Annotated in this window: 25 protein-coding genes and 1 tRNA gene; 11 read left to right on the top strand and 15 right to left on the bottom strand. The window is 59.8% G+C overall.

Going from position 1 to position 23,767, the window contains the following annotated elements:
* The 5 genes from ACIPL2_RS24485 to ACIPL2_RS24465 form a co-directional block, all read right to left on the bottom strand.
* Positions 1-242: ribose-phosphate pyrophosphokinase-like domain-containing protein (locus ACIPL2_RS24485; RefSeq protein WP_401360614.1), on the bottom strand; the 242-nt coding region annotated here is incomplete at its 3' end.
* 45 nt (positions 243-287) lie between these two features.
* Positions 288-362 (bottom strand) — tRNA-Gln (locus tag ACIPL2_RS24480).
* Between the two features lie 36 nt (positions 363-398).
* Entirely contained in the window at positions 399-1,250 is an 852-nt protein-coding gene (gene ispE / locus ACIPL2_RS24475; protein ID WP_401360677.1) for a 4-(cytidine 5'-diphospho)-2-C-methyl-D-erythritol kinase, read from the bottom strand.
* Between the two features lie 2 nt (positions 1,251-1,252).
* Positions 1,253-1,870 carry a lipoprotein insertase outer membrane protein LolB gene (lolB, locus tag ACIPL2_RS24470; RefSeq protein WP_401360612.1) on the bottom strand — a complete coding sequence of 206 codons (618 nt, stop codon included), beginning with the start codon at positions 1,868-1,870 and terminating at the stop codon, positions 1,253-1,255.
* Positions 1,871-1,874: 4 nt separating this feature from the next.
* On the bottom strand, positions 1,875-3,599 hold the full coding sequence (locus ACIPL2_RS24465; protein ID WP_401360610.1) for a tetratricopeptide repeat protein: 1,725 nt from the start codon (positions 3,597-3,599) through the stop codon (positions 1,875-1,877).
* Between the two features lie 212 nt (positions 3,600-3,811).
* Here ACIPL2_RS24465 and hemA point away from each other — a divergent pair, with 212 nt between their 5' ends.
* The 6 genes from hemA to ACIPL2_RS24435 all read left to right on the top strand — a co-directional run bounded on the left by hemA (position 3,812) and on the right by ACIPL2_RS24435 (position 9,176).
* Complete coding sequence (hemA, locus tag ACIPL2_RS24460) at positions 3,812-5,101, top strand: glutamyl-tRNA reductase (protein WP_401360608.1); 1,290 nt, start codon at positions 3,812-3,814, stop codon at positions 5,099-5,101.
* Positions 5,098-6,180, top strand: a complete 1,083-nt coding sequence (gene prfA / locus ACIPL2_RS24455) for a peptide chain release factor 1 (protein WP_401360606.1) — start codon at positions 5,098-5,100, stop codon at positions 6,178-6,180. The genes hemA and prfA overlap by 4 nt, the downstream gene beginning before the upstream one ends.
* On the top strand, positions 6,181-7,011 hold the full coding sequence (gene prmC, locus ACIPL2_RS24450) for a peptide chain release factor N(5)-glutamine methyltransferase (protein WP_401360604.1): 831 nt from the start codon (positions 6,181-6,183) through the stop codon (positions 7,009-7,011). It begins immediately after the preceding gene.
* Positions 7,005-7,760 carry a molybdopterin-synthase adenylyltransferase MoeB gene (locus ACIPL2_RS24445; protein ID WP_401360602.1) on the top strand — a complete coding sequence of 252 codons (756 nt, stop codon included), beginning with the start codon at positions 7,005-7,007 and terminating at the stop codon, positions 7,758-7,760. The genes prmC and ACIPL2_RS24445 overlap by 7 nt, the downstream gene beginning before the upstream one ends.
* Positions 7,753-8,544 carry a glutamate racemase gene (gene murI, locus ACIPL2_RS24440; protein WP_401360600.1) on the top strand — a complete coding sequence of 264 codons (792 nt, stop codon included), beginning with the start codon at positions 7,753-7,755 and terminating at the stop codon, positions 8,542-8,544. The genes ACIPL2_RS24445 and murI overlap by 8 nt, the downstream gene beginning before the upstream one ends.
* 113 nt (positions 8,545-8,657) lie before the next feature.
* Entirely contained in the window at positions 8,658-9,176 is a 519-nt protein-coding gene (locus tag ACIPL2_RS24435; protein ID WP_401360598.1) for an acyloxyacyl hydrolase, read from the top strand.
* Positions 9,177-9,306: 130 nt separating this feature from the next.
* On the opposite strand, the gene ACIPL2_RS24430 is transcribed toward ACIPL2_RS24435, so the two are convergent.
* The 7 genes from ACIPL2_RS24430 to ACIPL2_RS24400 all read right to left on the bottom strand — a co-directional run bounded on the left by ACIPL2_RS24430 (position 9,307) and on the right by ACIPL2_RS24400 (position 15,546).
* Positions 9,307-9,612: a YkgJ family cysteine cluster protein gene (locus ACIPL2_RS24430; protein WP_008153413.1), complete on the bottom strand. Its 306-nt coding sequence runs from the start codon at positions 9,610-9,612 to the stop codon at positions 9,307-9,309.
* A 103-nt stretch (positions 9,613-9,715) separates the two neighbouring features.
* Positions 9,716-10,498, bottom strand: a complete 783-nt coding sequence (locus tag ACIPL2_RS24425) for an SDR family NAD(P)-dependent oxidoreductase (RefSeq protein ID WP_401360595.1) — start codon at positions 10,496-10,498, stop codon at positions 9,716-9,718.
* Positions 10,495-10,917, bottom strand: coding sequence for a nuclear transport factor 2 family protein (locus ACIPL2_RS24420; RefSeq protein ID WP_401360593.1), 423 nt, complete (start codon positions 10,915-10,917; stop codon positions 10,495-10,497). Before ACIPL2_RS24420 ends, ACIPL2_RS24425 begins: the two co-directional genes overlap by 4 nt.
* The gene (gene phrB / locus ACIPL2_RS24415) at positions 10,910-12,355 is read right to left on the bottom strand and encodes a deoxyribodipyrimidine photo-lyase (RefSeq protein WP_401360591.1); all 1,446 of its coding nucleotides are present in this window, start codon (positions 12,353-12,355) and stop codon (positions 10,910-10,912) included. The genes ACIPL2_RS24420 and phrB overlap by 8 nt, the downstream gene beginning before the upstream one ends.
* 20 nt (positions 12,356-12,375) lie before the next feature.
* Positions 12,376-13,317 carry a MerR family transcriptional regulator gene (locus ACIPL2_RS24410; protein ID WP_401360589.1) on the bottom strand — a complete coding sequence of 314 codons (942 nt, stop codon included), beginning with the start codon at positions 13,315-13,317 and terminating at the stop codon, positions 12,376-12,378.
* A complete protein-coding gene (locus tag ACIPL2_RS24405) occupies positions 13,317-14,276 on the bottom strand; it encodes a YbgA family protein (RefSeq protein WP_401360587.1) in 960 nt (319 codons plus the stop codon). Before ACIPL2_RS24405 ends, ACIPL2_RS24410 begins: the two co-directional genes overlap by 1 nt.
* Positions 14,277-14,559: 283 nt before the next feature.
* The gene (locus tag ACIPL2_RS24400; protein WP_401360585.1) at positions 14,560-15,546 is read right to left on the bottom strand and encodes an NAD(P)/FAD-dependent oxidoreductase; all 987 of its coding nucleotides are present in this window, start codon (positions 15,544-15,546) and stop codon (positions 14,560-14,562) included.
* Positions 15,547-15,742: 196 nt separating this feature from the next.
* Here ACIPL2_RS24400 and ACIPL2_RS24395 point away from each other — a divergent pair, with 196 nt between their 5' ends.
* Entirely contained in the window at positions 15,743-16,645 is a 903-nt protein-coding gene (locus tag ACIPL2_RS24395) for a TIGR01777 family oxidoreductase (RefSeq protein WP_401360583.1), read from the top strand.
* 13 nt (positions 16,646-16,658) lie between these two features.
* On the top strand, positions 16,659-17,684 hold the full coding sequence (hemH, locus tag ACIPL2_RS24390) for a ferrochelatase (RefSeq protein ID WP_401360581.1): 1,026 nt from the start codon (positions 16,659-16,661) through the stop codon (positions 17,682-17,684).
* Positions 17,685-17,788: 104 nt separating this feature from the next.
* Here the strand turns inward: hemH and ACIPL2_RS24385 are convergent, their stop codons facing one another.
* Complete coding sequence (locus ACIPL2_RS24385) at positions 17,789-19,063, bottom strand: uracil-xanthine permease family protein (RefSeq protein WP_401360579.1); 1,275 nt, start codon at positions 19,061-19,063, stop codon at positions 17,789-17,791.
* Between the two features lie 2 nt (positions 19,064-19,065).
* On the bottom strand, positions 19,066-19,704 hold the full coding sequence (gene upp / locus ACIPL2_RS24380) for a uracil phosphoribosyltransferase (RefSeq protein WP_059406165.1): 639 nt from the start codon (positions 19,702-19,704) through the stop codon (positions 19,066-19,068).
* Between the two features lie 163 nt (positions 19,705-19,867).
* On the opposite strand from upp, the gene ACIPL2_RS24375 reads away from it, so the two are divergent.
* From ACIPL2_RS24375 to ACIPL2_RS24365, 3 genes are all read left to right on the top strand, one after another.
* Positions 19,868-20,425, top strand: coding sequence for a hypoxanthine-guanine phosphoribosyltransferase (locus tag ACIPL2_RS24375; RefSeq protein ID WP_162437176.1), 558 nt, complete (start codon positions 19,868-19,870; stop codon positions 20,423-20,425).
* A 182-nt stretch (positions 20,426-20,607) separates the two neighbouring features.
* On the top strand, positions 20,608-21,093 hold the full coding sequence (locus tag ACIPL2_RS24370) for a hypothetical protein (protein ID WP_401360576.1): 486 nt from the start codon (positions 20,608-20,610) through the stop codon (positions 21,091-21,093).
* A 63-nt stretch (positions 21,094-21,156) separates the two neighbouring features.
* On the top strand, positions 21,157-21,444 hold the full coding sequence (locus ACIPL2_RS24365) for a PA4642 family protein (protein WP_059406169.1): 288 nt from the start codon (positions 21,157-21,159) through the stop codon (positions 21,442-21,444).
* A gap of 138 nt (positions 21,445-21,582) precedes the next feature.
* On the opposite strand, the gene mqo is transcribed toward ACIPL2_RS24365, so the two are convergent.
* The gene (gene mqo, locus ACIPL2_RS24360) at positions 21,583-23,091 is read right to left on the bottom strand and encodes a malate dehydrogenase (quinone) (RefSeq protein WP_401360574.1); all 1,509 of its coding nucleotides are present in this window, start codon (positions 23,089-23,091) and stop codon (positions 21,583-21,585) included.
* Positions 23,092-23,767: the final 676 nt, after the last annotated feature.

Raw genomic sequence — 23,767 nt, 5'->3', positions numbered from 1 at the left:
GAGGAGCGGCGGAAGGCATCAGCCATCACTACCAGTTCCATCAGGTTATCGTTGGTCGGAGCGCAAGTCGGCTGAATAATGAAGACATCTTTACCGCGGACGTTTTCATTGATCTCGGCAGTAATTTCGCCGTCGGAGAACTTACCGACAGAGATGTCACCGAGAGGGATATGCAGCTGACGTACAACACGCCGAGCCAGATCGGGGTTAGCATTCCCCGTAAAGACCATCATCTTGGACACGCGCAGTACCTAGAGGCTGAGGGTAACCTGGATGAGTATAGAAAATGGCAGGGGCGGCTGGATTCGAACCAACGCATGGCAGGATCAAAACCTGCTGCCTTACCGCTTGGCGACGCCCCTGTATCTGTTGCAACGATTACCCAGTAATCGGTTCCTTTAGAGCAGACTTTGCAGCTTGCGATGCAACATCGAAACGTTGCTTCCTTTTGCTACAAACCCTGTAAGGGTCTCTGTAAGAAGGGCCGAGACTTTATCAGCTTCAGCTTTGCTTGGGAAGCCCCCAAACACACAACTTCCAGTTCCGGTGAGTTTTGCTTCGGTAAATTTACCTAACAAATTCAAAGCGTTACCTACATCTGGACATCGCCTAGCAACCCCCGGCAAGCAGTCATTTCGACTGTTTCCCTTGGGAACGGGGCGCACTTTAATGGGAGAAGAGTTACGTGTCAACAACGGATCTGAAAAAATTTCTGCTGTACTTACAGATACTTGCGGCACCAGCACGAGATACCACGGTTCCTCGGGGTAAACGGGGGTGAGTTTCTCCCCCACACCCTCGGCAAAAGCCGCGTGGCCACGCACGAAAACCGGGACGTCAGCGCCCAGCGTCAGGCCCAGCACGGCCAGTCGATCTTCATCCCAGCCGAGTTGCCAGAGGTGATTCAGACCGAGAAGCGTCGTCGCGGCATTTGAACTGCCGCCACCGATACCACCGCCCATGGGCAGGATTTTTTCGATCCAGATGTCGATGCCGAGTGAACAACCGGATTGCTCCTGAAGTTTTTTCGCAGCTTTGACAATCAGGTTGCTGTCGTGCGGCACGCCGTCAAATTCGGTGTGCAAACGAATCACGCCATCATCGCGAACGGCGAAGGTGATTTCATCGCCGTAGTCGAGAAACTGAAAGATCGTCTGCAACTCGTGATAACCGTCTTCACGGCGCCCAAGAATGTGCAGCATCAAATTGAGTTTGGCAGGCGAGGGCAGGGTCAAACGAGGAGCCGTCATGTTCACTGCCCCAGTTTGCGCGGTTGCCATTCCTTGATCACCAGCGTGACATCAAGGTCGGTGCCGTGCAGTTTGATCCGCTCGGGCAACCAAAAGCCGTTCTGCTCGGCATAGCTGAGGTATTCGACTTTCCAGCCATCCTGCTCCAGGTTGGCCAGGCGGCTGTCGGCATCCAGGGTCAGGCGGCTTTTGCTGTCCGGCGCCGGGAGCCCGCGAACCCACCAGGCCAGATTGGACACCGGCAATTTCCAGCCCAGTTGTTCTTCGACCAACACTTCCGGCGTCGGCGCTTCATAGCGACCCTGATTGGCCACTTCCAGCGAGACTTTGCCGGGGCGGCCGGTCAGGCGTGCCGCGCCGCGACCCAGTGGGCCGGAGAGGCGAATGTCGTAGTAATCCTGGCGTTGCAGCCAGAACAGCGTGCCGCTGCCCGAGTCTTTCGGTGCGCGAATACCGATCTTGCCGTTGATCTGCCAGCCGTCGAGGCTGGTCATTTGCTGTTTGTACTCGCGCCATTGGGCCGGGTTGCCTTGACCCTGGACCGATTCGCGGGCGCCGAAGCCCGCGCAACCGGCGAGCAGGGCGATGAAACTGAAAACGATAAGGTGGCGCAAAAACATAATCTTAAAGAGTCTCTGATCCGGTCAGGCGCTTGATGGTGCTGCGCAGGGTTGGGCTATCAGGCTGTTCCTTGAGGAATTTGCCCCAGATTTGCCTGGCTTCTTTTTGCTTGCCGTTGGCCCACAGGACTTCGCCCAGGTGAGCGGCGACTTCCTGGTCGGGGAAACGCTCCAGCGCCTTGCGCAGCAGGCGTTCGGCTTCATCCAGATTGCCCATGCGGAAATTCACCCAGCCGAGGCTGTCGAGTACCGCCGGGTCTTCCGGATTGATCTGGTGCGCCTGTTCGATCAGAGCCTTGGCTTCGGCATAGCGCGTCGTACGGTCGGACAGGGTGTAGCCGAGGGCGTTCAATGCCATCGCGTTGTCCGGGTCGCGCTTGATGATCTGTCGCAGGTCCTTTTCCATCTGCGCCAGGTCATTGCGTTTTTCCGCTTGCATGGCGCGGGTGTAAAGCAGATTCAGATCGTCCGGGTATTGCTGCAAACCTTGCTGCAAGACTTTCCAGGCCGTGTCGCCGTGATTGTTGGCGGACAGGGTTTCGGCTTCGATCAGGTACAGCTGAATCGCGTAATCGGGTTGTGCTTCGCGCTCTGCCGCCAAACGAGACTGGGCTTCGGCGGTCTTGCCGTTGTTCATCAGGATATCGGCCTGACGCAATTGCGCCGGCAGATAGTCGTTGCCCGGGCCGACCTGGGCGTACTCGATCAACGCACCCTGCGGGTCGTTGCGCTCTTCGGCGATACGGCCGAGGTTCAGGTGCGCCGAATCGACGTGGCTTTCCCGGGCGATCAGGTCTTCGAGGTAACCCTTGGCCTCGTCCCAGGCCTTGGCTTCCAGGCAAACCAGCGCCAGGGAGTAACGCAGTTCGTCGTCTTCCGGGTATTGCTGGACCAGGCTCGAAAACTCGGCTTTGGCGTCGTCCATGCGGTCTTGTTCAACCAGCATGCGCGCATAAGTCAGGCGCAGGCGTTTGTCGTCCGGGTACTTTTTGATGCTTTTTTGCAGCAGCGGCAGGGCTTCATCGCCGCGATTGAGGGTTTGCAGCAGGCGTGCGCGCAGCAGAATCGGCGCGATTTCGCCCTCGTCCGGCGGATTGTCTTCCAGCAGGGCCAGTGCGCCTTTGGAATCGCCGTCCTGTTGCAGCAGCAAGGCCTTGCCGAAAATCAGCTGGCTGTTGTTCGGATGACGCTGCAATAAACGGTCAAAACTTTTCATCAGGCCGTTGCGCGTGTCTTGATCGGTATCGGCAGCAGACAAGGCGAGGAAGTCGAAATGGGTGTCACCCTTGCCTTGCAGGACTTTCTCCATATAGACCATGGAGTCGTCATAGCGCCCGGCGCGAGCCAGTTGTACGGCTGCGGCCCGTTGGGCTTCGAGGTCGTCCGGGGCGTTTTTCGCCCAGATCAACGCGGTATCGAGGGCAGCCTGATCGGCGCCCAGGTATTCGGCAATACGAAATGCCCGCTCGGAGATGCCCGGATCCTGAGTGTTGATGGCCTGGGTCACGTAGTTGTCCAGGGCAATGTCGAAACGATTGCGCTGGCCAGCCAGTTCGGCGCTCAACAGGCTGAAGACGGTTTCCTCACTGAATGAGCTGTAGACCTTGGGCTTTTCAGGGGCTGGAGTGCTGTCTTCGGCCGGCGGCGTACCGTCCGACGAAACGGGCGCCAAGGCCTGGCAGCCGCTGAGGAAGACAAAAGCGAGGAGCAACGCGGAAGATCTATTCATATAGGAAGAGGACGACTAACCTGCGGTCGGATCATCATGACACAAGCCTTCGGCCAAACATAACCGGCCTGTCAATTTGCGCGAAAGCCAGCTCCGACAGGTCTTTGCCTTCCTAATAGGCGTCCGGTATCAGGACAATAGTCAGCGGTAGTTGTTCTGGCCCCGGCGAAGTAGGACAATTGCCGGCTTCACGTCACCATCAGCGACCTTGAATGGCCTTCCTTGCACTCGGTATTAACCACAAGACTGCTTCAGTAGACGTCCGCGAGCGCGTGGCCTTTACCCCTGAGCAGCTGGTGGAGGCCTTGCAGCAGCTCTGCCGACTCACCGACAGCCGCGAAGCTGCGATCCTCTCCACCTGCAATCGCAGTGAGCTTTATATAGAGCAGGACCACCTTTCGGCGGACATCATCCTGCGCTGGCTGGCCGATTATCACCATTTGAGCCTCGAAGAGCTGCGCGCGAGCGCTTATGTGCATGAAGATGATGCGGCAGTTCGTCACATGATGCGGGTGGCCTCCGGGCTCGATTCGCTGGTGCTGGGCGAACCGCAGATTCTCGGCCAGATGAAATCGGCTTATGCCGTGGCGCGCGAGGCCGGCACCATCGGTCCGCTGCTCGGGCGCTTGTTTCAGGCGACGTTCAACGCCGCCAAGCAAGTGCGCACCGACACCGCCATCGGCGAAAACCCGGTGTCCGTGGCGTTTGCCGCGGTCAGCCTGGCGAAACAGATTTTCAGTGACTTGCAACGCAGCCAGGCCTTGCTGATCGGCGCCGGCGAGACCATCACCCTGGTCGCGCGGCATCTGCACGAACTCGGTGTGAAACGCATCGTGGTCGCCAACCGGACGCTGGAACGCGCGAGCATCCTCGCCGAACAGTTTGGCGCCCATGCCGTGCTGCTCTCGGACATTCCGGCCGAACTGGTGCGCAGCGATATCGTCATCAGCTCCACGGCCAGCCAGTTGCCGATTCTTGGTAAAGGCGCGGTGGAAAGCGCCTTGAAACTGCGCAAGCACAAGCCGATTTTCATGGTGGATATCGCCGTACCGAGGGATATCGAGCCGGAAGTCGGCGAGTTGGACGACGTTTACCTGTACAGCGTCGACGACCTCCACGAAGTGGTCGCCGAGAACCTCAAGAGTCGTCAGGGTGCAGCCCAGGCGGCCGAAGAGATGGTCTCGGTCGGCGCCGAAGATTTCATGGTGCGCCTGCGTGAACTGGCGGCGGTGGATGTGCTCAAGGCCTATCGTCAGCAGAGCGAGCGCCTGCGCGACGAAGAATTGCAGAAGGCCCAGCGCATGCTGGCCAACGGCAGCAGCGCCGAAGACGTGCTGGTGCAGCTGGCGCGCGGCCTGACCAACAAACTCTTGCACGCACCGAGCGTGCAGTTGAAAAAGCTTTCTGCCGAAGGTCGCCTCGATGCGCTGGCCATGGCCCAGGAACTCTTTGCCCTCGGTGAGGGCTCATCGGATAGCTTTTCGGATAAAAAAACGCAATGAAAGCGTCACTGCTCAATAAGCTGGACATCCTCCAGGACCGTTTCGAGGAATTGACCGCCTTGCTTGGCGACGGCGAGGTCATTTCCGATCAGACTAAATTCCGTACCTATTCCAAGGAATACGCGGAAGTCGAGCCGATTGTCGACACCTATAAACAGTTGCTGAAAACCCAGGATGACCTCGAAGGTGCCCAGGCACTGCTCAAGGACAGCGACCCGGACATGCGTGAAATGGCCGTGGAAGAAGTCCGCGAAGCCAAAGAGCAACTGCTCGAACTCGAAGCCAGCCTGCAACGCATGCTGCTGCCCAAAGACCCGAACGACGGTCGTAACGTGTTCCTCGAAATCCGTGCCGGTACTGGCGGTGACGAAGCGGCGATTTTCTCCGGCGACCTGTTCCGCATGTACTCGCGTTACGCCGAGCGTCGCGGCTGGCGCGTGGAAATCCTCTCGGAGAACATCGGTGAGCACGGGGGCTTTAAAGAAGTCATCGCTCGCGTCGAAGGCGAGAATGTCTACGGCAAGCTGAAATTCGAATCCGGCGCGCACCGCGTGCAGCGGGTTCCGGCGACTGAATCCCAGGGCCGTATCCACACCTCGGCGTGCACCGTGGCGGTGTTGCCCGAGCCGGACGAGCAGGAAGCAATCGAGATCAACCCGTCCGATTTGCGCATCGACACCTACAAGTCCTCCGGAGCTGGCGGGCAGCACGTCAACAAGACGGACTCGGCGATCCGTATCACGCACTTGCCGTCCGGTATTGTCGTGGAGTGCCAGGAAGAACGTTCCCAGCACAAGAACCGCGCCCGGGCGATGGCCTGGCTGTCGGCCAAGCTCAACGACCAGCAGACCAGCGCCGCGGCCAATGCCATCGCCAGCGAGCGTAAACTGCTGGTAGGTTCCGGCGATCGCTCCGAGCGGATCCGTACCTACAACTTTGCCCAGGGCCGGGTCACCGACCACCGGGTCAACCTGACGCTGTATTCCCTCGACGAAATCCTCGCGGGTGGCGTCGATGCAGTGATCGAGCCGTTGCTGGCCGAATACCAGGCCGACCAATTGGCGGCGATAGGTGAGTAAATGACGATCATTGCCAGTTTGTTGCGCGCCGCCGATTTACCCGACTCGCCCACCGCGCGCCTGGATGCCGAACTGTTGCTGGCGGCTGCCTTGGGCAAGTCCCGCAGTTTCCTGCACACCTGGCCCGAGCGCATCGTACCGAGTGAAGCGGCACTGACTTTTGCCGATTATTTGCAACGTCGTCGTGGCGGCGAGCCGGTGGCCTACATTCTTGGCCAGCAAGGTTTCTGGAAGCTCGACCTGGAAGTCGCGCCGCACACGCTGATTCCGCGTCCGGACACCGAACTGCTGGTGGAAGCCGCACTGGAATTGCTACCAGCGACGCCGGCCAACGTTCTCGATTTGGGCACCGGCAGCGGCGCCATCGCGTTGGCCCTGGCCAGTGAGCGTCCGGCCTGGAAAGTGACCGCCGTGGATCGCGTGCTGGAAGCCGTGGCCCTGGCCGAGCGCAATCGTCAGCGCCTGCACCTGAACAATGCCACCGTGCTGAGCAGCCATTGGTTCAGCGCGCTGCAAGGTCAGCGTTTTCAACTGATCATCAGCAACCCGCCTTACATCGCATCGGCTGATCCGCATCTGGTGGAAGGCGATGTGCGCTTCGAACCCGCCAGTGCATTGGTGGCCGGTATCGACGGGCTCGACGATCTGCGTCTGATCGTCGCCCAGGCGCCGGATTACCTGGAAGCGGGCGGCTGGTTGATGCTCGAACACGGTTACGATCAAGCCGAGGCCGTGCGCGACCTGCTGCTGACTCGTGGTTTTGAAGACGTCCACAGCCGCACCGATCTGGGCGGCCACCAACGCATCAGCCTGGGACGACTGCCGTGCTGAATGATCAGGAATTGTTGCGCTACAGCCGGCAGATTCTGTTGCAGCACGTCGACATCGACGGTCAGTTGCGACTCAAAGAAAGTCGTGTGCTGATCGTCGGCCTCGGCGGTCTCGGTTCGCCGGTTGCGCTTTACCTGGCCGCCGCTGGCGTCGGTGAGCTGCACCTGGCGGACTTCGATACCGTCGACCTGACCAACCTGCAACGCCAGATCATTCACGACACTGACAGTGTGGGCACGAGCAAGGTTGATTCGGCGATCCGCCGTTTGAGCGCGATCAATCCCGAGATTCAATTGGTCGCCCATCGCGCCGCCCTGGACGAAGATTCCCTGGCCGCTGCCGTGGCCGCCGTGGATCTGGTGCTCGACTGTTCGGATAATTTCTCCACCCGCGAAGCGGTCAACGCCGCGTGCGTGGCGGCCCGCAAACCGCTGGTCAGCGGCGCGGCGATTCGCCTTGAAGGGCAGTTGTCGGTGTTCGACCCGCGTCGCCCGGAAAGTCCGTGCTACCACTGTTTGTACGGGCATGGCAGCGAAGCCGAACTGACCTGCAGCGAAGCCGGCGTCGTTGGTCCTTTGGTGGGGCTGGTCGGTAGTCTTCAGGCGCTGGAAGCGATGAAATTGTTGGCCGGATTCGGTGAGCCGCTGGTGGGCCGCCTGCTGTTGATCGATGCGCTGGGCACGCGTTTTCGTGAGTTGCGGGTCAAGCGTGATCCGGGTTGCAGCGTCTGTGGTACGGCCCATGCGTGAAGCGCCGATCGGCGTGTTCGATTCCGGCGTCGGCGGGCTTTCGGTGTTGGCCGAGATCCAGCGTTTACTGCCCAATGAATCACTGATGTACGTCGCCGATTGCGGGAATATTCCCTATGGCGAGAAAACCCCGGAATTCATCCGTCAGCGTTGCAGCGTGATGGCCGGGTTTTTTCAACAGCAGGGCGCCAAGGCGTTAGTGCTGGCTTGCAACACGGCGACGGTTGCCGGCGTTGCAGACTTGCGCCGTGATTATCCCGAGTGGCCGATTGTCGGCATGGAACCTGCGGTCAAACCGGCGGCCGCCGCGACCCGCAGTGGCGTGGTCGGTGTGCTGGCCACCACCGGCACCTTGCAGAGTGCCAAGTTCGCCGCGCTGCTCGATCGTTTCGCCACGGATGTGCGGGTGATTACCCAGCCGTGTCCGGGCCTCGTGGAGCTGATTGAAAACGGCGATTTGCACAGTCTGGCGTTGCGTCAGTTACTGGCCCGGTATGTCGAACCGCTGCTCGGCGCCGGGTGCGACACGATAATTCTCGGCTGCACGCATTATCCCTTCCTAAAGCCATTGCTTAAGCAGATGATCCCCGATGACATCAGCTTGATCGATACCGGCGCCGCTGTAGCGCGGCAACTTCAACGTTTGCTGGCCGAGCGTGAGTTGCTCGCCGAGGGGCCTGCACGCGCCGCGCAATTCTGGACGAGTGCCGATCCGGAGCATTTCAGAAATATCTTGCCGATCCTGTGGAATACCGTCGGCGTTGTGCAAAGCTTCACGGTGTAAACAGATCTTTGGGGTAAACGAATAATTGGGGTGAACTTCTGATTAAACGTCGGCTTCTATAGCGGTGCGCAACAAAAAAACCATACGAAATTGTTCGGAAAAGGATGTTTCTAATGAAGCGACTATTCTGCTTGGCCGCGATTGCGGCCGCACTGATGGGGCAAAGTATTACCGCACAGGCGGCAGGCGTGGAGTTCGCGGTCGGCCAGACCAGCGAGTCGACCATGACCTATCGACTGGGCATGCAATTCGATTGGGACAAGAGCTGGTGGCAGAGTGATGTCGGTCGCTTGACCGGTTACTGGAGTGGCGGCTACACCTATTGGGAAGGTGACAAGACCTCCAGCAACCACAGCCTGTCGTTCTCGCCGGTGTTGGTTTACGAGTTTGCCGGGCAGAACGTCAAACCCTACGTAGAGCTCGGTGTCGGTGTGGCGGTGTTCGCCAATACCGAAGTCGAAAACAACAACCTCGGCAATGCCTTTCAGTTCGAAGACCGTTTCGGCTTTGGTCTGCGCTTCGCGGGCGGGCATGAAGTCGGGGTTCGCGCGACGCACTATTCCAATGCCGGGATCAGCAGCCCGAACGACGGTGTAGAAAGCTACGCGCTTCACTACACCATGCCGCTGTAAAATTCGACTCAGTCAAATGTGGGAGCGGGCTTGCTCGCGAAGGCGATTTAGCATTCAACATTCATGTTGGCTGACAGTCTGCCTTCGCGAGCAAGCCCGCTCCCACATTGGATTTTCAGTGGCCTGACTTTCACCGATACGCCGTGGTAATCCCCTGGCGTTCGTCGATGCATTCCGGCGCGCCCATCTCGAATTCCCGGCAGATCAGCGGCCGTTTTTCGTAGATGGTGCACATCATGGTGTTGCGATCCAGCGCGGCGCACCAGCCGTCGTCCAGACGCAGCATGACTTCCCCACCCCAATCATCCGTATCGATAAATCGTTCGGGCACACCCGTGTCGGTGATCAGCATGACTTCGAGCTGACAGCAACAGGCTGCGCAGGTCGAGCAAGTGACCGCCGGTTCGGCGATTTGCGTATGGGGAATGGTTTTCATGGGGCGCAGTGTAAGGCAGTGGACCGGCGCTGTGTGAAAGGCCTGACGGACGCTTGCTAACCACAGAAGCGCTCAGCAGCGTCCGAGGCCACCTCTCGCTACTTCACGGTATGTCCCTGGTCGGCGGATTGCTGCGCACCATGCGCTTGCCAATCTCCAGTTTTAGCCGCTCAGGCAGTTTCGATAACGGCCACAGGGCTGCCATTAACATGGCCGGTAAGGCGATTTCCAGGGGACGGTTTTTGAGCTGCTCGAAAATGTGCCGTGCCGCTTTATCCACCGGCCAACTGAGGGGCATCGGGAAATCGTTGTTCTCTGTCTGTGGCGTGTCGACAAACCCCGGGCTGACCACGGTGACTTCGATGCCTTCGGGGGCCAGATCGATGCGCAGGGATTCGAACAGGTAACGCAGCCCGGCCTTCGACGTGCCATGCGCTTCATCCCTTGGCAACGGAATGTAGGTCACAGAACTGGCGACACCCACCAGATGCGGCGCAGTACCCTGGCGCAGCAGCGGCAGGGCGGCTTCGATGCAATAGCTGCTGGCAAGCAGGTTGGTGCGCACCACGTGTTCGACGATCGAGGCGTCGAACTGCTTGGCATCCACGTATTCGCACGTGCCGGCATTGAGGATCACCGTGTCCAGCGAGCCCCAGTCCTGGGCAATCTGCTCGCCGATTTCGCGCACGGTCTGGCTGTTGGTCAGATCGCCCGCCACCACCAGTACTTGCCCCGGGTAACGCTGGGACAAGACTTTCAGGGGTGCCAACGTACGTGAGCTGACCGCCAGATGAGCGCCTGTTTTCAGTATTTCCTCGGCCAGGGCCGCGCCAATGCCGTTGCTGGCGCCGGTCAACCAATAGCGGCGTGGAGGTGCAAGACTCATCCCATTCTCCTTTTCAGCCAGGCAATCGCCCGACCCAATGCGGGTAAATGTTCATACAGCAGCGCCCCGGCATCGAAGTAGTCCCGGTGGCGATAAACCTTGTCGCGCCAGAGCAGGTGCGAGCAGCCATCGACTCGAATCAACTGGCCGTCAGCCAGGCGCGGATGGCGGTAACTCATGACCCAGCGCAGATAACCTTCGCCTTCAGCAATCTGGTCGAAGCCGTGAAAATCAACGCGCAGTTCGCTGACGCCGGCGTACAGCTCGGCGAAATAGTCGTGTAGCTGCCCGAGGCCCTGCACTTCGTGAAGCGGGTCGGTGTAGTGCACATCGTCGGTGTACAGCGCGTCGAGGTGTTGCAGATGGTCCTTGTCCAACGCCGCGAACTGCCGGGCAAAGCGCCGCAGGAAATCACTCATGGCCACCTCCGGCATGCTCGCGTGGCGGCAGATTCTTGAACGCCGCCAGCGCCCGTTGCCGCGACGTACTCAGATTGACGATGGGCGACGGATAATCCGCGACGCCGAACAACCCGCCGACGTTCGCCGGGTTATGCACCTGTTTTTTATCCAACCCGGCCAGTTCCGGCAGCCAGTGCTTGATGAACAGGCCGTCGGCGTCGAATTTTTCCGACTGGCTCAGCGGGTTGAAAATCCGGAAGTAGGGCGCCGAATCGGTGCCGGTGGACGAACTCCACTGCCAGCCACCGTTGTTCGCGGCGAGGTCGCCATCAATCAGGTGACGCATGAAAAAGCGCTCACCTTCACGCCAGTCAATCAGCAGATTCTTGGTCAGGAACATCGCTACCAGCATGCGCAAGCGGTTGTGCATCCAGCCGGTTTCAAGCAATTGGCGCATGGCTGCGTCGATGATCGGCAGGCCGGTACGGGCTTCTTTCCAGGCCGCGAGTTCGTCGGGCGCATCACGCCAGGCCAGGGCTTCGGTTTCCGGGCGAAAGGCGCGGTGGCGGGACACCCGTGGGTAGCCCACCAGAATGTGTTTGTAGAACTCGCGCCACAGCAGTTCATTGATCCAGGTGACGGCGCCAACCTTGCCGCTCTCGAACTCACCCTGATTACTGTGCAGGGCCGCGTGCAGGCACTGACGCGGGGAAATCACGCCCGCAGCGAGATAAGCCGAGAGCTGGCTGGTGCCGGGTTTCGCCGGGAAGTCGCGTTCGCTTTTGTAGTAGTCGATCTGGGCATCGGCAAAGGTCTCAAGCCGGCGTCGGGCTTCGGTTTCACCGGCCGGCCAGAGGGCACGCAAACCGTCGCTGGGCGTGTCGAAGCCCTCGACGCTGGCGGGGATTGTGTCGCTGGCGATGTTCAGCGGGGCTTGAACCATCGGCTTGCTCACCCGGTTCGGCAGTGATCGGTGCAGGCGTTCGTAGCAGACCTTGCGGAACTGGCTGAAGACCTGGAAATAGGTGCCGCTTTTGGTCAGCACGGTGCCGGGCTTGAACAGCAGCTGGTCGAGGTAGCTGTGAAAGTCGATACCGTGAGCGTTCAGTGTTTCGGCGACCGCTGCATCGCGGCGGGTTTCGTGAATGCCGTATTCCTCATTGACGTGCACCGCGTCGATGTTCAACTGCTGGCAAAGATCGAGCAGCACGGCCGGTGCTTGATCCCAACGCGATGCCTCGCGGATCAGCAGCGGGATGTTCAATTCGCTCAATGCCTGGCTCAACTCGCGGAGGTTACGCAGCCAGAAATCCACTTTGCACGGGGCGTCATCGTGTTCGCACCATTGCTCCGGGCTCAGCAAGTACACCGCCACACTCGGGCCGTGGGCAGCGGCGGCCGAGAGCGCGGTGTTGTCATGTAGGCGCAAGTCGCTGCGCAGCCAGATCAATTGCATGGTGGTGTCCGCACGAAACATTAGATAAGCCCGCGCTGAACCAGGTCCTGATGAGCCGACAGTGGATCTTCGGCCAGGAACACGTCAGCAATCGTGGTGGTTCTTGCGGACAACTCGGCGTGGTGGATGCACACCGTTGGCCCGGCAATCATTTTTGGGCAACTGATCCCATTCAAAAGTTTCGGCAGCTGCGCAAGGTTTATGGCTTTGCTGGAATACAGCAGTACGCCGCGGGCTTGCAGGTGATCAACCGCCAGCCCAAGTTCGCCGGCGGGCAGTGGCCAGTCGAACACCTCCACCGGGCAATCGACACTGCTGATCAGCCACGCGGTGAGCCACAGGTGAGGTTCCAGCGGCAGGTCCGATTGATTGACCAATAGGAGTGGCGCACTGCGCAACTGACGGTTGTTATGGTAGATGCGCGCGCCAAATTTGCTGCGTAACCAAGAGTAAAAAAATACCCGCTCCATTTGCGCGCCGAACTGGCCTTGCCAGCGTTTTTCCAGCTCCGCCAGCAGCGGCATCAACAGGTGTTCGCACAAGGTCCTGGGCGGATACAGCGCCATGGCCTGATTGACGGTGTCATCAAGGGCGCGCTCGTTCAGTTGCGTGACCGCTTGCAGCAGCGTCTGGCAAAGCACCTGCCAATCATTTTCGACGGGCTGGGTAAAGGCCTGCGGGGTATCGAGCAGTTGCTTGACCTGGCTGACGGCCACGCCGCGATTGAGCCAGGTCAGGATCGTCAGGATGCGTTGAACGTGTTCGACCGAGAACAGCCGATGGCCCTTGGGCGTGCGTTGCGGCACGATCAAGCCATATCGCCGTTCCCAGGCGCGCAGGGTGATGGCGTTTACGCCAGTCTGCCGGGCGACTTCACGGATCGGCAGCCAGCCGTCGTCGAGGGCTTTCTTGAAGTCGACGCCAAGGTCTTCGCTGGCGCTGCTGTCGAGTCGGGTTTTCATTAGATTGCGTTTCGCAGGCTGAGGTTTTCCGGGTGAGGTTGCAGGTAAACCTGCTGCGCGATGTACGGGTCCGGGTGTTGGCGAAAGTAGTGTTTGAGCAGGGTCAGCGGTACCACCAGCGGCACGATGCCGAGGCGGTATTGGCCAATGACGTGTTGCATTTCCTGTTTGTCTTCAGCGCTGATTGCCTGTTTGAGGTAGCCGCTGATGTGCTGCAAAACATTGGTATGAGTGCGGCGGGTGGCGCATTTTTTCAGGGCCGCCATCAACTCGCTGAAATAGCGTGAGCCGAGTTCGCTGGGGTCGGTCTGCCCCATGTTGCCCAGCAGGTTGCCCAGGGTTTTGTATTGCACCGGGTTGTGTGCCATCAGCAGGTATTTGTAGCGCGAGTGAAAGTCCGTGAGGCCGCGACGGCTCAGGCCTTCTTGCTGCAACTGTTGCCAGGCGCTGTAGGCGAACACGCGGGTGAGGAAGTTTTCCCGCAGGACCGGATCGTTCAGTCGGCCGTCTTCTTCCACCGGTAAATCCGGGTGCAGAGCACAGAACGCCCGGGCATAGATGCCACGACCACCGCCGTCCACCGGCGCGCCGTTGGCGTGGTAGACCTTGACCCGCTCCAGGCCGCAGGAAGGGGATTTCTGCATGAAAATGTAGCCGCAGATATCGCTCAGCTCCGCGGCCATTTTCTCGCCGTACTCGGCCAGTGGTTGGGTAACGTTAGTGGCGGGGGCGCGCGTGCCGATGGCCTGAGGATGATCGGGATCGCCCACCAAGCGGATAGGCGCTCGCGGAATGCCGAGGCCGATCGCGACTTCCGGACACACCGGCACGAAGTCGAAGTAGTCAGTGAGGACTTGGCTGCACAGCTGCGACGCCTTGTGCCCACCGTTAAAGCGCACCTCGGCACCCATCAGGCAGGCGCTGATCGCGATCTTCGGTTTTACAGGGGCGTGGGGCATCGAAGCACCTCGAATCTAAACCTGTACAGAGAAATTCTTCTGTACAACATGGACTTCATCATAGATTCAAAGGTGTACAAGTCAAATTATTTGTACAACTTTTATGAGGCCTTGTAGGAGCGAGCTTGCTCGCGAAAAACCAGAGAGCGCCACGGGAAATTTGAATGACAGCGTTATCGTTGACGACATCGCGAGCAAGCTCGCTCCTACAGGGATCGGGGGAGGTTTTACGGGTGGGCTGCTGCCCATGTCGACAGCAGCAAATGGCGTGGATCGATACGCTTCACTGCAGGTGCGCATGCAGGCGGCGGGCGGCTTCCTGGCCGCTGAGCCAGGCACCTTCGACGCGGCCGGACAGGCACCAGTCGCCACACACATACAACCCCAGGTCGGCATCGGCCAAAACAGCCCATTCATGGCTGCTGGCGGGGCGGGCGTAGAGCCAGCGGTGGGCCAGGCTGAAGCTCGGGGCGGGCATGGCGCTGTGCAGCAGCTCGGCAAAAGCGCCGTGCAATTGCTCGATCACCGCTTCCTTGGGTAAGTCGATGTGTTGCCGGCTCCAGGTGCTGGTGGCGTGCAGGACCCAGGTGTCCAGCGTGTTGTCGCGCCCGGGTTTGCTGCGGTTGCGCGCCAGCCAATCGAGCGGGCTGTCCTGCACGAAGCAGCCTTCCATGGGCGTATCCAACGGTGTTTCAAACGCCAGCGCGACCGCCCAGGTCGGATCCATTTTCACCCCGGCGGCGGCACCGGCGAGCTTCGGCGCAGAAGCCAGCAACGCGGTCGCTTGAGGCGCCGGCGTGGCGATCACCACATGGCTGAAAGGACCGTGGGTGAAGCCTTCGGCATCCTGCAGATGCCAGTGTTCTTCACCGCGATACACCTCGGTGATCCGGCAGGCGAAATGCACTTCGAGGTCGCCGAGCAAGCCACGCGTGATCGCACTCATGCGCGGCGTGCCGACCCAACGAGTCTGCTCATCTGGGGACAGGTTGAGCTGCCCGCCGTGGTAGGTGTAGAGCTGCGGCGTCCACTCGGCGACCCAGCCATTGGCTTGCCAGCGCGTGACTTCCGTCACAAAGCGGCGATCGCGGGCTGTGAAATATTGCGCGCCCATGTCCAGAGCACCCGCATCACTGCGCTTGCTCGACATGCGCCCGCCACTGCCGCGGCTTTTGTCAAAAAGTTGAACGACATGCCCGGTCTCGGTGAGCGCCTGGGCGGCTGAAAGCCCGGCGATGCCGGTGCCGATGATTGCGATAGGTACAGTCATAGGGGCCTCGTTTACCTTTCTGTACAGACTACGCCGTGGTTGAAACCTGTACAATATTGTTTTTTGGTATAACTTTTAGCGTTCTCGTTCTGACAGCTTGGCCTATGGTTAAACACAGAGCCTGCCCGATACCAAAGATCCCTGCTTATAAAAATAGACTAGTCATCAGGGTAAAACGCCACGCGAGGAAGAAGTCATGCACATATTGCTGACCGGCGGTACTGGTTTGATAGGACGTCAGCTTTGCCGACACTGGTTAAGTCAGGGACATCGGCTGACGGTCTTGAGCAGGACGCCTGATAAAGTTGCGAAAATATGCGGCGCTCAGGTCCGTGGCGTCGCACTGTTCGAAGACTTGGGCCAGGAACCGGTAGACGCCATCATCAACCTCGCGGGCGCACCGATTGCCGATCGACCCTGGACGTCGAAACGCAAAGCGTTGCTGTGGAGCAGTCGCATCACTCTGACGGAAACCCTGCTGGCCTGGCTCGAATCCCGTGAACAGAAACCGCAGGTATTGATCTCGGGCTCGGCCATTGGCTGGTATGGCGACGGCGGCGAGCGCGAGTTGACTGAAGCGTCTCCGCCCGTGATCGACGATTTCGCCAGTCAGTTGTGCATTGCCTGGGAAGAAACCGCGCAGCGTGCCGAGGCCTTGGGCATTCGGGTGATCCTGATACGCACGGGCCTGGTGTTGTCCGCCGAAGGCGGCTTTTTGTCGCGGCTGTTGCTGCCGTTCAAACTGGGGCTGGGCGGGCCTATCGGCAATGGTCGGCAGTGGATGCCGTGGATCCATATCAATGATCAAATCGCCCTGATTGATTTTCTTCTGCATCGCAACGAGGCCAGCGGTCCCTATAATGCCTGCGCGCCCAAACCGGTGCGCAATCGCGAATTCGCCAAGACCTTGGCGGGCGTGCTGCACCGCCCCTCGTTCATGCCGATGCCGGCCCTGGCCTTGAAAGTCGGGCTGGGCGAGTTGTCTCTGTTGTTGCTGGGAGGCCAGAAGGCCGTCCCGGCGCGCTTGCTGGAAGCGGGTTTTACGTTCCAGTTCACCGATTTGCGCGCGGCCCTGGACGATCTGTCCAGCCGCCTTTGAAATAGGACGTTGCATGACCGATCACGCGTTGCTTCTGGTCAACCTGGGTTCACCCGCCTCCACCTCGGTGGCGGATGTACGCAGCTACCTCAATCAATTTCTGATGGACCCGTATGTGATCGACCTGCCTTGGCCGGTGCGACGTTTGCTGGTGTCGCTGATCCTGTTCAAGCGGCCGGAGCAGTCGGCCCATGCCTACGCCTCGATCTGGTGGGAAGAGGGCTCGCCGCTGGTGGTGCTCAGCCGTCGTCTGCAAAAAGCCATGAGCACGCAGTGGACCCACGGCCCGGTGGACCTGGCGATGCGTTATGGCGAGCCGTCGATTGAGTCGGTGCTGGTGCGCATGGCCGGGCAGGGGATCAAGCGCATCACGTTGGCGCCGCTGTACCCGCAGTTCGCCGACAGCACCGTGACCACGGTGATTGAAGAAGCCAAACGGGTGGTGCGCGAGAACAACCTCAACGTGCAGTTTTCGATTCTCCAGCCGTTCTACGATCAGCCGGAATACCTCGATGCGCTGGTGGCCAGTGCCAGGCCGCATTTGCAGCAGGATCACGATCACCTGTTGTTAAGCTTTCACGGGTTGCCCGAGCGGCACCTGACCAAGATCGATCCTACGGGTCACCATTGTTTTAAAAGCGATAACTGCTGCATGACCGCCTCGCCAGAAGTATTGGCAACCTGCTACCGCGCTCAATGCCTGCGCACGGCCGCCGAGTTTGCCAAACGCATGGGGCTGCCGGACGGCAAGTGGTCGGTGTCGTTCCAGTCGCGTCTGGGCCGAGCGAAATGGATCGAACCCTACACCGAAGCGCGCCTCGATGAGTTGGCTGGAATGGGCGTGAGAAAAGTGCTGGTGATGTGCCCGGCGTTTGTCGCCGATTGCATCGAGACGCTGGAGGAGATTGGTGATCGCGGCAAAGAGCAATTCCGCGAGGCGGGAGGGGAAGAGTTGGTGCTGGTGCCGTGCCTTAACGATGATCCGCAGTGGGCGCAGGCGTTGAGCACCTTGTGCGAGCGAGCGCCGTTGGCGCTTTAAAAGCTTCGCGGGCAAGCCTCGCTCCTACAGGATGTCATCGTTGCATGGATCGACACAAAACCTGTAGGAGCGAGGCTTGCCCGCGAAAGCACTCTAAAGGCTGGTTACAGCAGTGACTCATTCGCCTTCTTGTGCTTCCAGCTGTCGTTCCCCGGCAGCAACAAATTCAGCGCAATCGCCGTCACCGCGCACAGCGCGATGCCTTTGAGGCCGAAGTCGTCCGGACCGGTGCCGGTGCCGACCAGCACGCCGCCAATCCCGAACACCAGCGTCACCGAGACAATCACCAGATTGCGCGCTTCGCCCAGGTCGATCTTGTGGCGAATCAGCGTGTTCATGCCCACCGCCGCGATCGAACCGAACAACAGGCACAGAATCCCGCCCATCACCGGCACCGGAATGCTTTGCAGCAGCGCGCCGAACTTGCCGATGAACGCCAGGCTGATGGCGAAAATCGCCGCCCAGGTCATGATTTTCGGGTTGTAGTTCTTGGTCAGCATCACCGCGCCCGTCACTTCGGCGTAGGTGGTGTTGGGTGGGCCGCCAAACAGACCGGCTGCGGTGGTGGCAATGCCATCGCCGAGCAGGGTGCGGTGCAGGCCAGGCTTCTTCAGGTAATCGCGCCCGGTCACGCTACCAACCGCAATCACGCCACCGATGTGCTCGATGGCCGGGGCCAGGGCCACCGGAACGATGAACAGAATCGCCTGCCAGTTGAACTCCGGCGCGGTGAAGTGCGGAATCGCGAACCACGGCGCGGCGGCAATTTTCGCGGTGTCGACCACGCCGAAATAGAACGCCATGCCAAAACCCACCAGCACACCGGAGATGATCGGCACCAGGCGGAAAATGCCTTTGCCGAACACCGCGACGATCAACGTGGTCAGCAGCGCCGGCATCGAGATCAGCATTGCCGTCTGGTAATGAATCAGCTCGGTGCCGTCGCCGGCCTTGCCCATCGCCATGTTGGCCGCGATCGGCGCCATGGCCAGGCCGATGGAGATGATGACCGGGCCAATCACCACCGGTGGCAGCAAACGGTCGATGAAACCGGTGCCTTTGATCTTCACCGCGAGGCCGAGGAAGGTGTAGACGAAACCCGCCGCCATCACACCGCCCATGGTCGCCGCGAGGCCGAACTGGCCCTTGGCGAGAATGATCGGGGTGATGAAGGCAAAGCTCGACGCCAGGAATACCGGGACCTGACGCCCGGTGACGATCTGGAACAGGATCGTCCCCAGGCCCGCAGTGAACAGCGCCACGTTCGGGTCGAGGCCGGTAATCAGCGGCATCAACACCAGGGCGCCGAAGGCCACGAACAGCATCTGTGCGCCGGACAGCACCGTGCGCCAGAGCGGATCGTTGAACTCTTGCTGCATGGTCACGCGTCCTTCTGCTTGGTGCCGAAGATCTTGTCACCGGCGTCGCCCAGGCCTGGGATGATGTAACCGTGTTCGTTGAGTCGTTCGTCGATGGACGCGGTGTAGATGGTCACGTCCGGGTGAGCCTTCTCCACGGCGGCGATGCCTTCAGGCGCGGCCACCAGCACCATCGCGCGGATATCGCGGCAACCGGCTTTTTTCAGCAGGTCGATGGTCGCGACCATGGAACTGCCGGTGGCGAGCATCGGGTCGATGATCATCGCCAGGCGTTCGTTGATTTCCGGGACCAGTTTTTCCAGGTAGGTGTGGGCTTGCAGGGTTTGTTCGTTGCGAGCCACGCCGACGGCGCTGACTTTGGCGCCCGGGATCAGGCTCAGCACGCCTTCGAGCATGCCGATGCCGGCGCGCAGGATCGGCACCACGGTGATTTTCTTGCCGGCGATTTTTTCGACCGACACGGTGCCGGCCCAACCCTGGATATCGTAGGTTTCAAGCGGCAGGTCTTTGGTGGCTTCATAAGTCAGCAGGGCACCGACTTCCTGAGCGAGCTCACGGAAGTTCTTGGTGCTGATGTCTGCACGGCGCATTAGGCCAAGTTTATGACGGATCAGCGGATGGCGGATCTCGAGGATGGGCATGGGGAAGGCTCCGGCGGCGGGCAAAAAAACCGGCCTAGATTAATCTATCCGAGGGTGTTGTCCTATAGACATAGAGTACGTTAGTCCACAAACGCTTGATCTGGCCTCGCTTGATGCGTACCTTTGCCGGCTTTTCCGAACCCGCCACCCCCTGGAGAGCGCCATGTCCGCTGATCTCGAGCATATCCGTCAAATCATGCGAGAGGCTGACTGCCTGTACACCGAAGCTGAAGTCGAGGCGGCCATCGCCCGCGTCGGTGCACACATCAACGAACAGCTGGCTGACAGTAATCCGGTGGTGTTTTGTGTGATGAACGGCGGGCTGATTTTCGCCGGCAAGCTGCTCACGCATCTGCAATTCCCGCTGGAAGCGTCCTACTTGCACGCCACCCGTTATCGCAATGAAACCAGCGGTGGCGACCTGTTCTGGAAAGCCAAGCCGGAAGTGTCGTTCATCGACCGTGACGTGCTGATCATCGACGACATCCTCGACGAAGGTCACACCCTGGGCGCGATCATCGACTTCTGCAAACACGCCGGCGCGCGCAAAGTGCACACCGCCGTGCTGATCGACAAGGACCACGACCGCAAGGCTCGCCCGGACCTGAAAGCCGATTTCGTCGGCCTGCCGTGCATCGACCGTTACATCTTCGGTTACGGCATGGACTACAAAGGCTACTGGCGCAACGCCAACGGGATTTTTGCCGTTAAAGGCATGTAACGGTAAGCCACCTATCCCCTGTGGGAGCGGGCTTGCTCGCGAAGGCGTCGTGTCAGTCAACATTGATACAGCTGACACACCGCTTTCGCGAGCAAGCCCGCTCCCACATGGGTTCTGTGTTCACAGATTCACTTTCGTAGACCCCATGCTACAGTGTTCGGCCCTGCCCTCCGGAGCCTGTCATGCGCTTTTTGATCCGCAGCTGCGCCGCCCTGTTGCTGACCTTCAGCCTGCCCCTGATGGCCGCCCCGGCGCCGATGCATGCGCAGTTCCTGCCGCCGGATGACCTGACCCTGCGTGACGCCGAACCCGAGCAGCAACAGCTGTTGCAGGTCACCGAGTATTCGGTGGTGGTCGGTAGCCAGCGTCAGTCCAATCAACAGCCGATTCCGGTCACCTCACCGTTGCTGATCCGCCTCAAGGGCAAATCCTTGAACAAGGGCGCGACCATCACGCAAGTGCTGGTCAACTTCGATGGCGAAAGCAAAAGCCTGAAAAAGCCGATCTACGACGAAAAGACCAAGACCCTGACGCTGTTTTACCCGATGGCGCAGTACCGGGTGGTGATCGACTTGCTGCGCAATGACACGGTGTATTGCCAGTTCCTCAGCTACGCCAATGGCCATGTCTGGGCCGATTTGCACACCGGCGCCGCTCGTCCGCGTTGAGCCCGGCGCCCAGTGAGGGGTAAACTGCCCGCCCCGTGAAATGTCTGCGAGCTGGAGTCGGCAATGCGTAAAGATAAGAAGCAAGTGATTGGTGACGAGATCGGCGATGCGCAGATCAAACTGTTCCTCGATTTCGAGCCGGTCGACGCCACTTCGCCGTCGCTGCACAAATTGATCAAGGCCTACCGCGGCCTGCGTATCGACGACTTCGAGCGTTTCCTGACGTTCTTCGTCGAAGCCGGTCTTGATCTGGATGGCAAGGATGAGCACGGCAATGACTTCGTCGCCCTGATCAAGGATCAGCGCAACGCGGCTGAATACATCGAGCTGATCGCCAAGGCGCGCGGCTAATCCTTGCCTCTGTAGGAGCCAGGCTTGCCGGCGAAGGCGTCCGTGAGATCGCTTTCGCCGGCAAGCCTGGCTCCTACAGAAGGCACAAAAAAAACGCCCCGCTCTCAATGAGAACGGGGCGTTTTTTATGCGGCCGAATCAAGCGTAGCTTTCGGTCTCATTGCTGGCGGCAACCAGTTCCAGCGCGACGTTGTTGTGCGCGTTGATCTTGCGATACAGCGCAGCGTCGGTTTCCAGGACTTTTTCCCGAGCCGGGAAAATTTCCGCCAACTTGGCGGCCCATTCGCCTTTGGCTTTGTTCGGGAAGCATTTTTCGATCAGTTCCAGCATGATCGAAACGGTCACCGACGCGCCTGGCGAAGCACCGAGCAGGGCGGCAAGGGTGCCGTCCTTGGCCGCGACCAGTTCGGTGCCGAACTGCAGGACGCCGCCCTTTTTCGGGTCTTTCTTGATGATCTGCACCCGCTGGCCGGCGACTTCCAGGCGCCAGTCTTCGGCTTTCGCCTCAGGGTAGAAACGGCGCAGGGAATCCAGGCGCTGCTCCATCGACTGCATCACTTCGCTGACCAGGTATTTGGTCAGGTCCATGTTGTTTTTCGCCACGGCCAGCATCGGGCCGATGTTGCCGGCACGAACCGACATCGGCAGGTCCATGAAGGAACCGTGCTTGAGGAACTTGGTGGTGAAACCGGCGTAAGGTCCGAACAGCAGCGACTTCTTGCCATCCACCACGCGGGTGTCCAGGTGCGGCACGGACATCGGTGGCGAACCCACGGCGGCCTGGCTGTAGACCTTGGCCTGGTGGTGCTTGACCACTTCCGGGTTGTCGCAACGCAACCATTGGCCACTGATCGGGAAACCGCCGAAGCCTTTGCTTTCCTCGATGCCCGAGGCCTGCAACAGCGGCAATGCCGCGCCGCCAGCGCCGAGGAAGACGAACTTGGCGTCGACTTCACGGGTGTTGCCGCTGTTGACGTCCTTGATGCTGACGGTCCAGCCGCCGCCGTTGCGTTTCAGGCCGGTGACGCGCTTGCAGTACTTGACCTGGGCATCGGGTGCGCTGGTCAGGTGCGACAGCAGTTGATTGGTCAGGGCGCCGAAGTTGACGTCGGTACCGTTCATCACACGGGTGGCGGCGACGACTTCGTCGGCCGGACGGCCCGGCATCATCAGCGGCATCCACTCGGCCATGGTGGCCTTGTCTTCGGTGTATTCCATGTCCGAGAAGGCGTGGTGCTTGCTCAATACCTTGAAGCGTTCCTTGAGGAAGGAAACGCCGCTGTCGCCCTGCACGAAGCTCAGGTGCGGCACCGGGCTGATGAACGTCTTGCACGAGCCGAAGGTGCCTTTCTTGGTCAGGTACGACCAGAACTGCTTCGACACCTCGAACTGGGTGTTGATGTGCACGGCCTTCTTGATGTCGACGGTGCCGTCGGCGGCCTGCGGCGTGTAATTGAGCTCACACAGCCCGGCGTGACCGGTACCGGCGTTGTTCCACGGGTTCGAACTCTCCGCAGCACCGGAATCCATCAGCTCGACGACTTCCAGCTTGATCGCGGGGTCGAGCTCTTTGAGCAGTACGGCAAGGGTGGCACTCATGATGCCGGCCCCAACCAGTACTACGTCGACTGCTTCGTTATGCGCCATTTAACGCGTCTCCAAAATCTGCAGCACCAAATTGTCGGCATGGCTGCCAGGCGTTCCGGGGCGTGTCAGTGATGCCCCTGGTACCCATGGCAGGATCGCCATGTCCGAATCTTCGCAATTTTTTGCAACTTCGACGGACGCTACCGGCCGGGCCTATGAGTGATATGAACTCATTTCAGCACACGACTGGCAATTCGACTTATGGTCGATACATCCGTTTGTGCAACCAAATCCGTAGTGGACAGGCGTCAGGCTCCGGTGTTCGAGGCGTACTCGGTCCTGTGTCGTTGGGCTGTTTCAGACGCTAATGGTGCATATTCAGACGCAAAACTATTCATTTGCTCGCCACACTCTTGTGAAGTTGTGAATACCCGTTTTTTTCACGCTCTTTTGAAGACGTGAACCTCAAAAAAGGGCTGCCCCTGCCTGGCACCGTGCCCGGATGGATTGCCGTCATGGGGTACATGACAGGCAAAACGGGCAAACAGCTCAGTGACCGAGCGTAATGACAGCTCTGCAGATTCGCGAAAAGTGGCGGTTTTACTTGAGGAACAGCAAGCGCGCCAGCTTCACTCGATCTGTGTGGGCGGCTCTCTGTGGGCGGTGCGGGGTGTCAATACCGAGGTATTGACGATGCTGCGAGGCCCGATCAGGAGACGTCCTTATAATCGGGGGG

The organism is Pseudomonas sp. NPDC086251 (assembly GCF_044746405.1).
Classification (GTDB): Bacteria; Pseudomonadota; Gammaproteobacteria; order Pseudomonadales; family Pseudomonadaceae; genus Aquipseudomonas.
The sequence above is the reverse complement of the archived record's forward strand: the minus strand, read 5'-3'. Positions and strand labels throughout refer to the sequence as shown.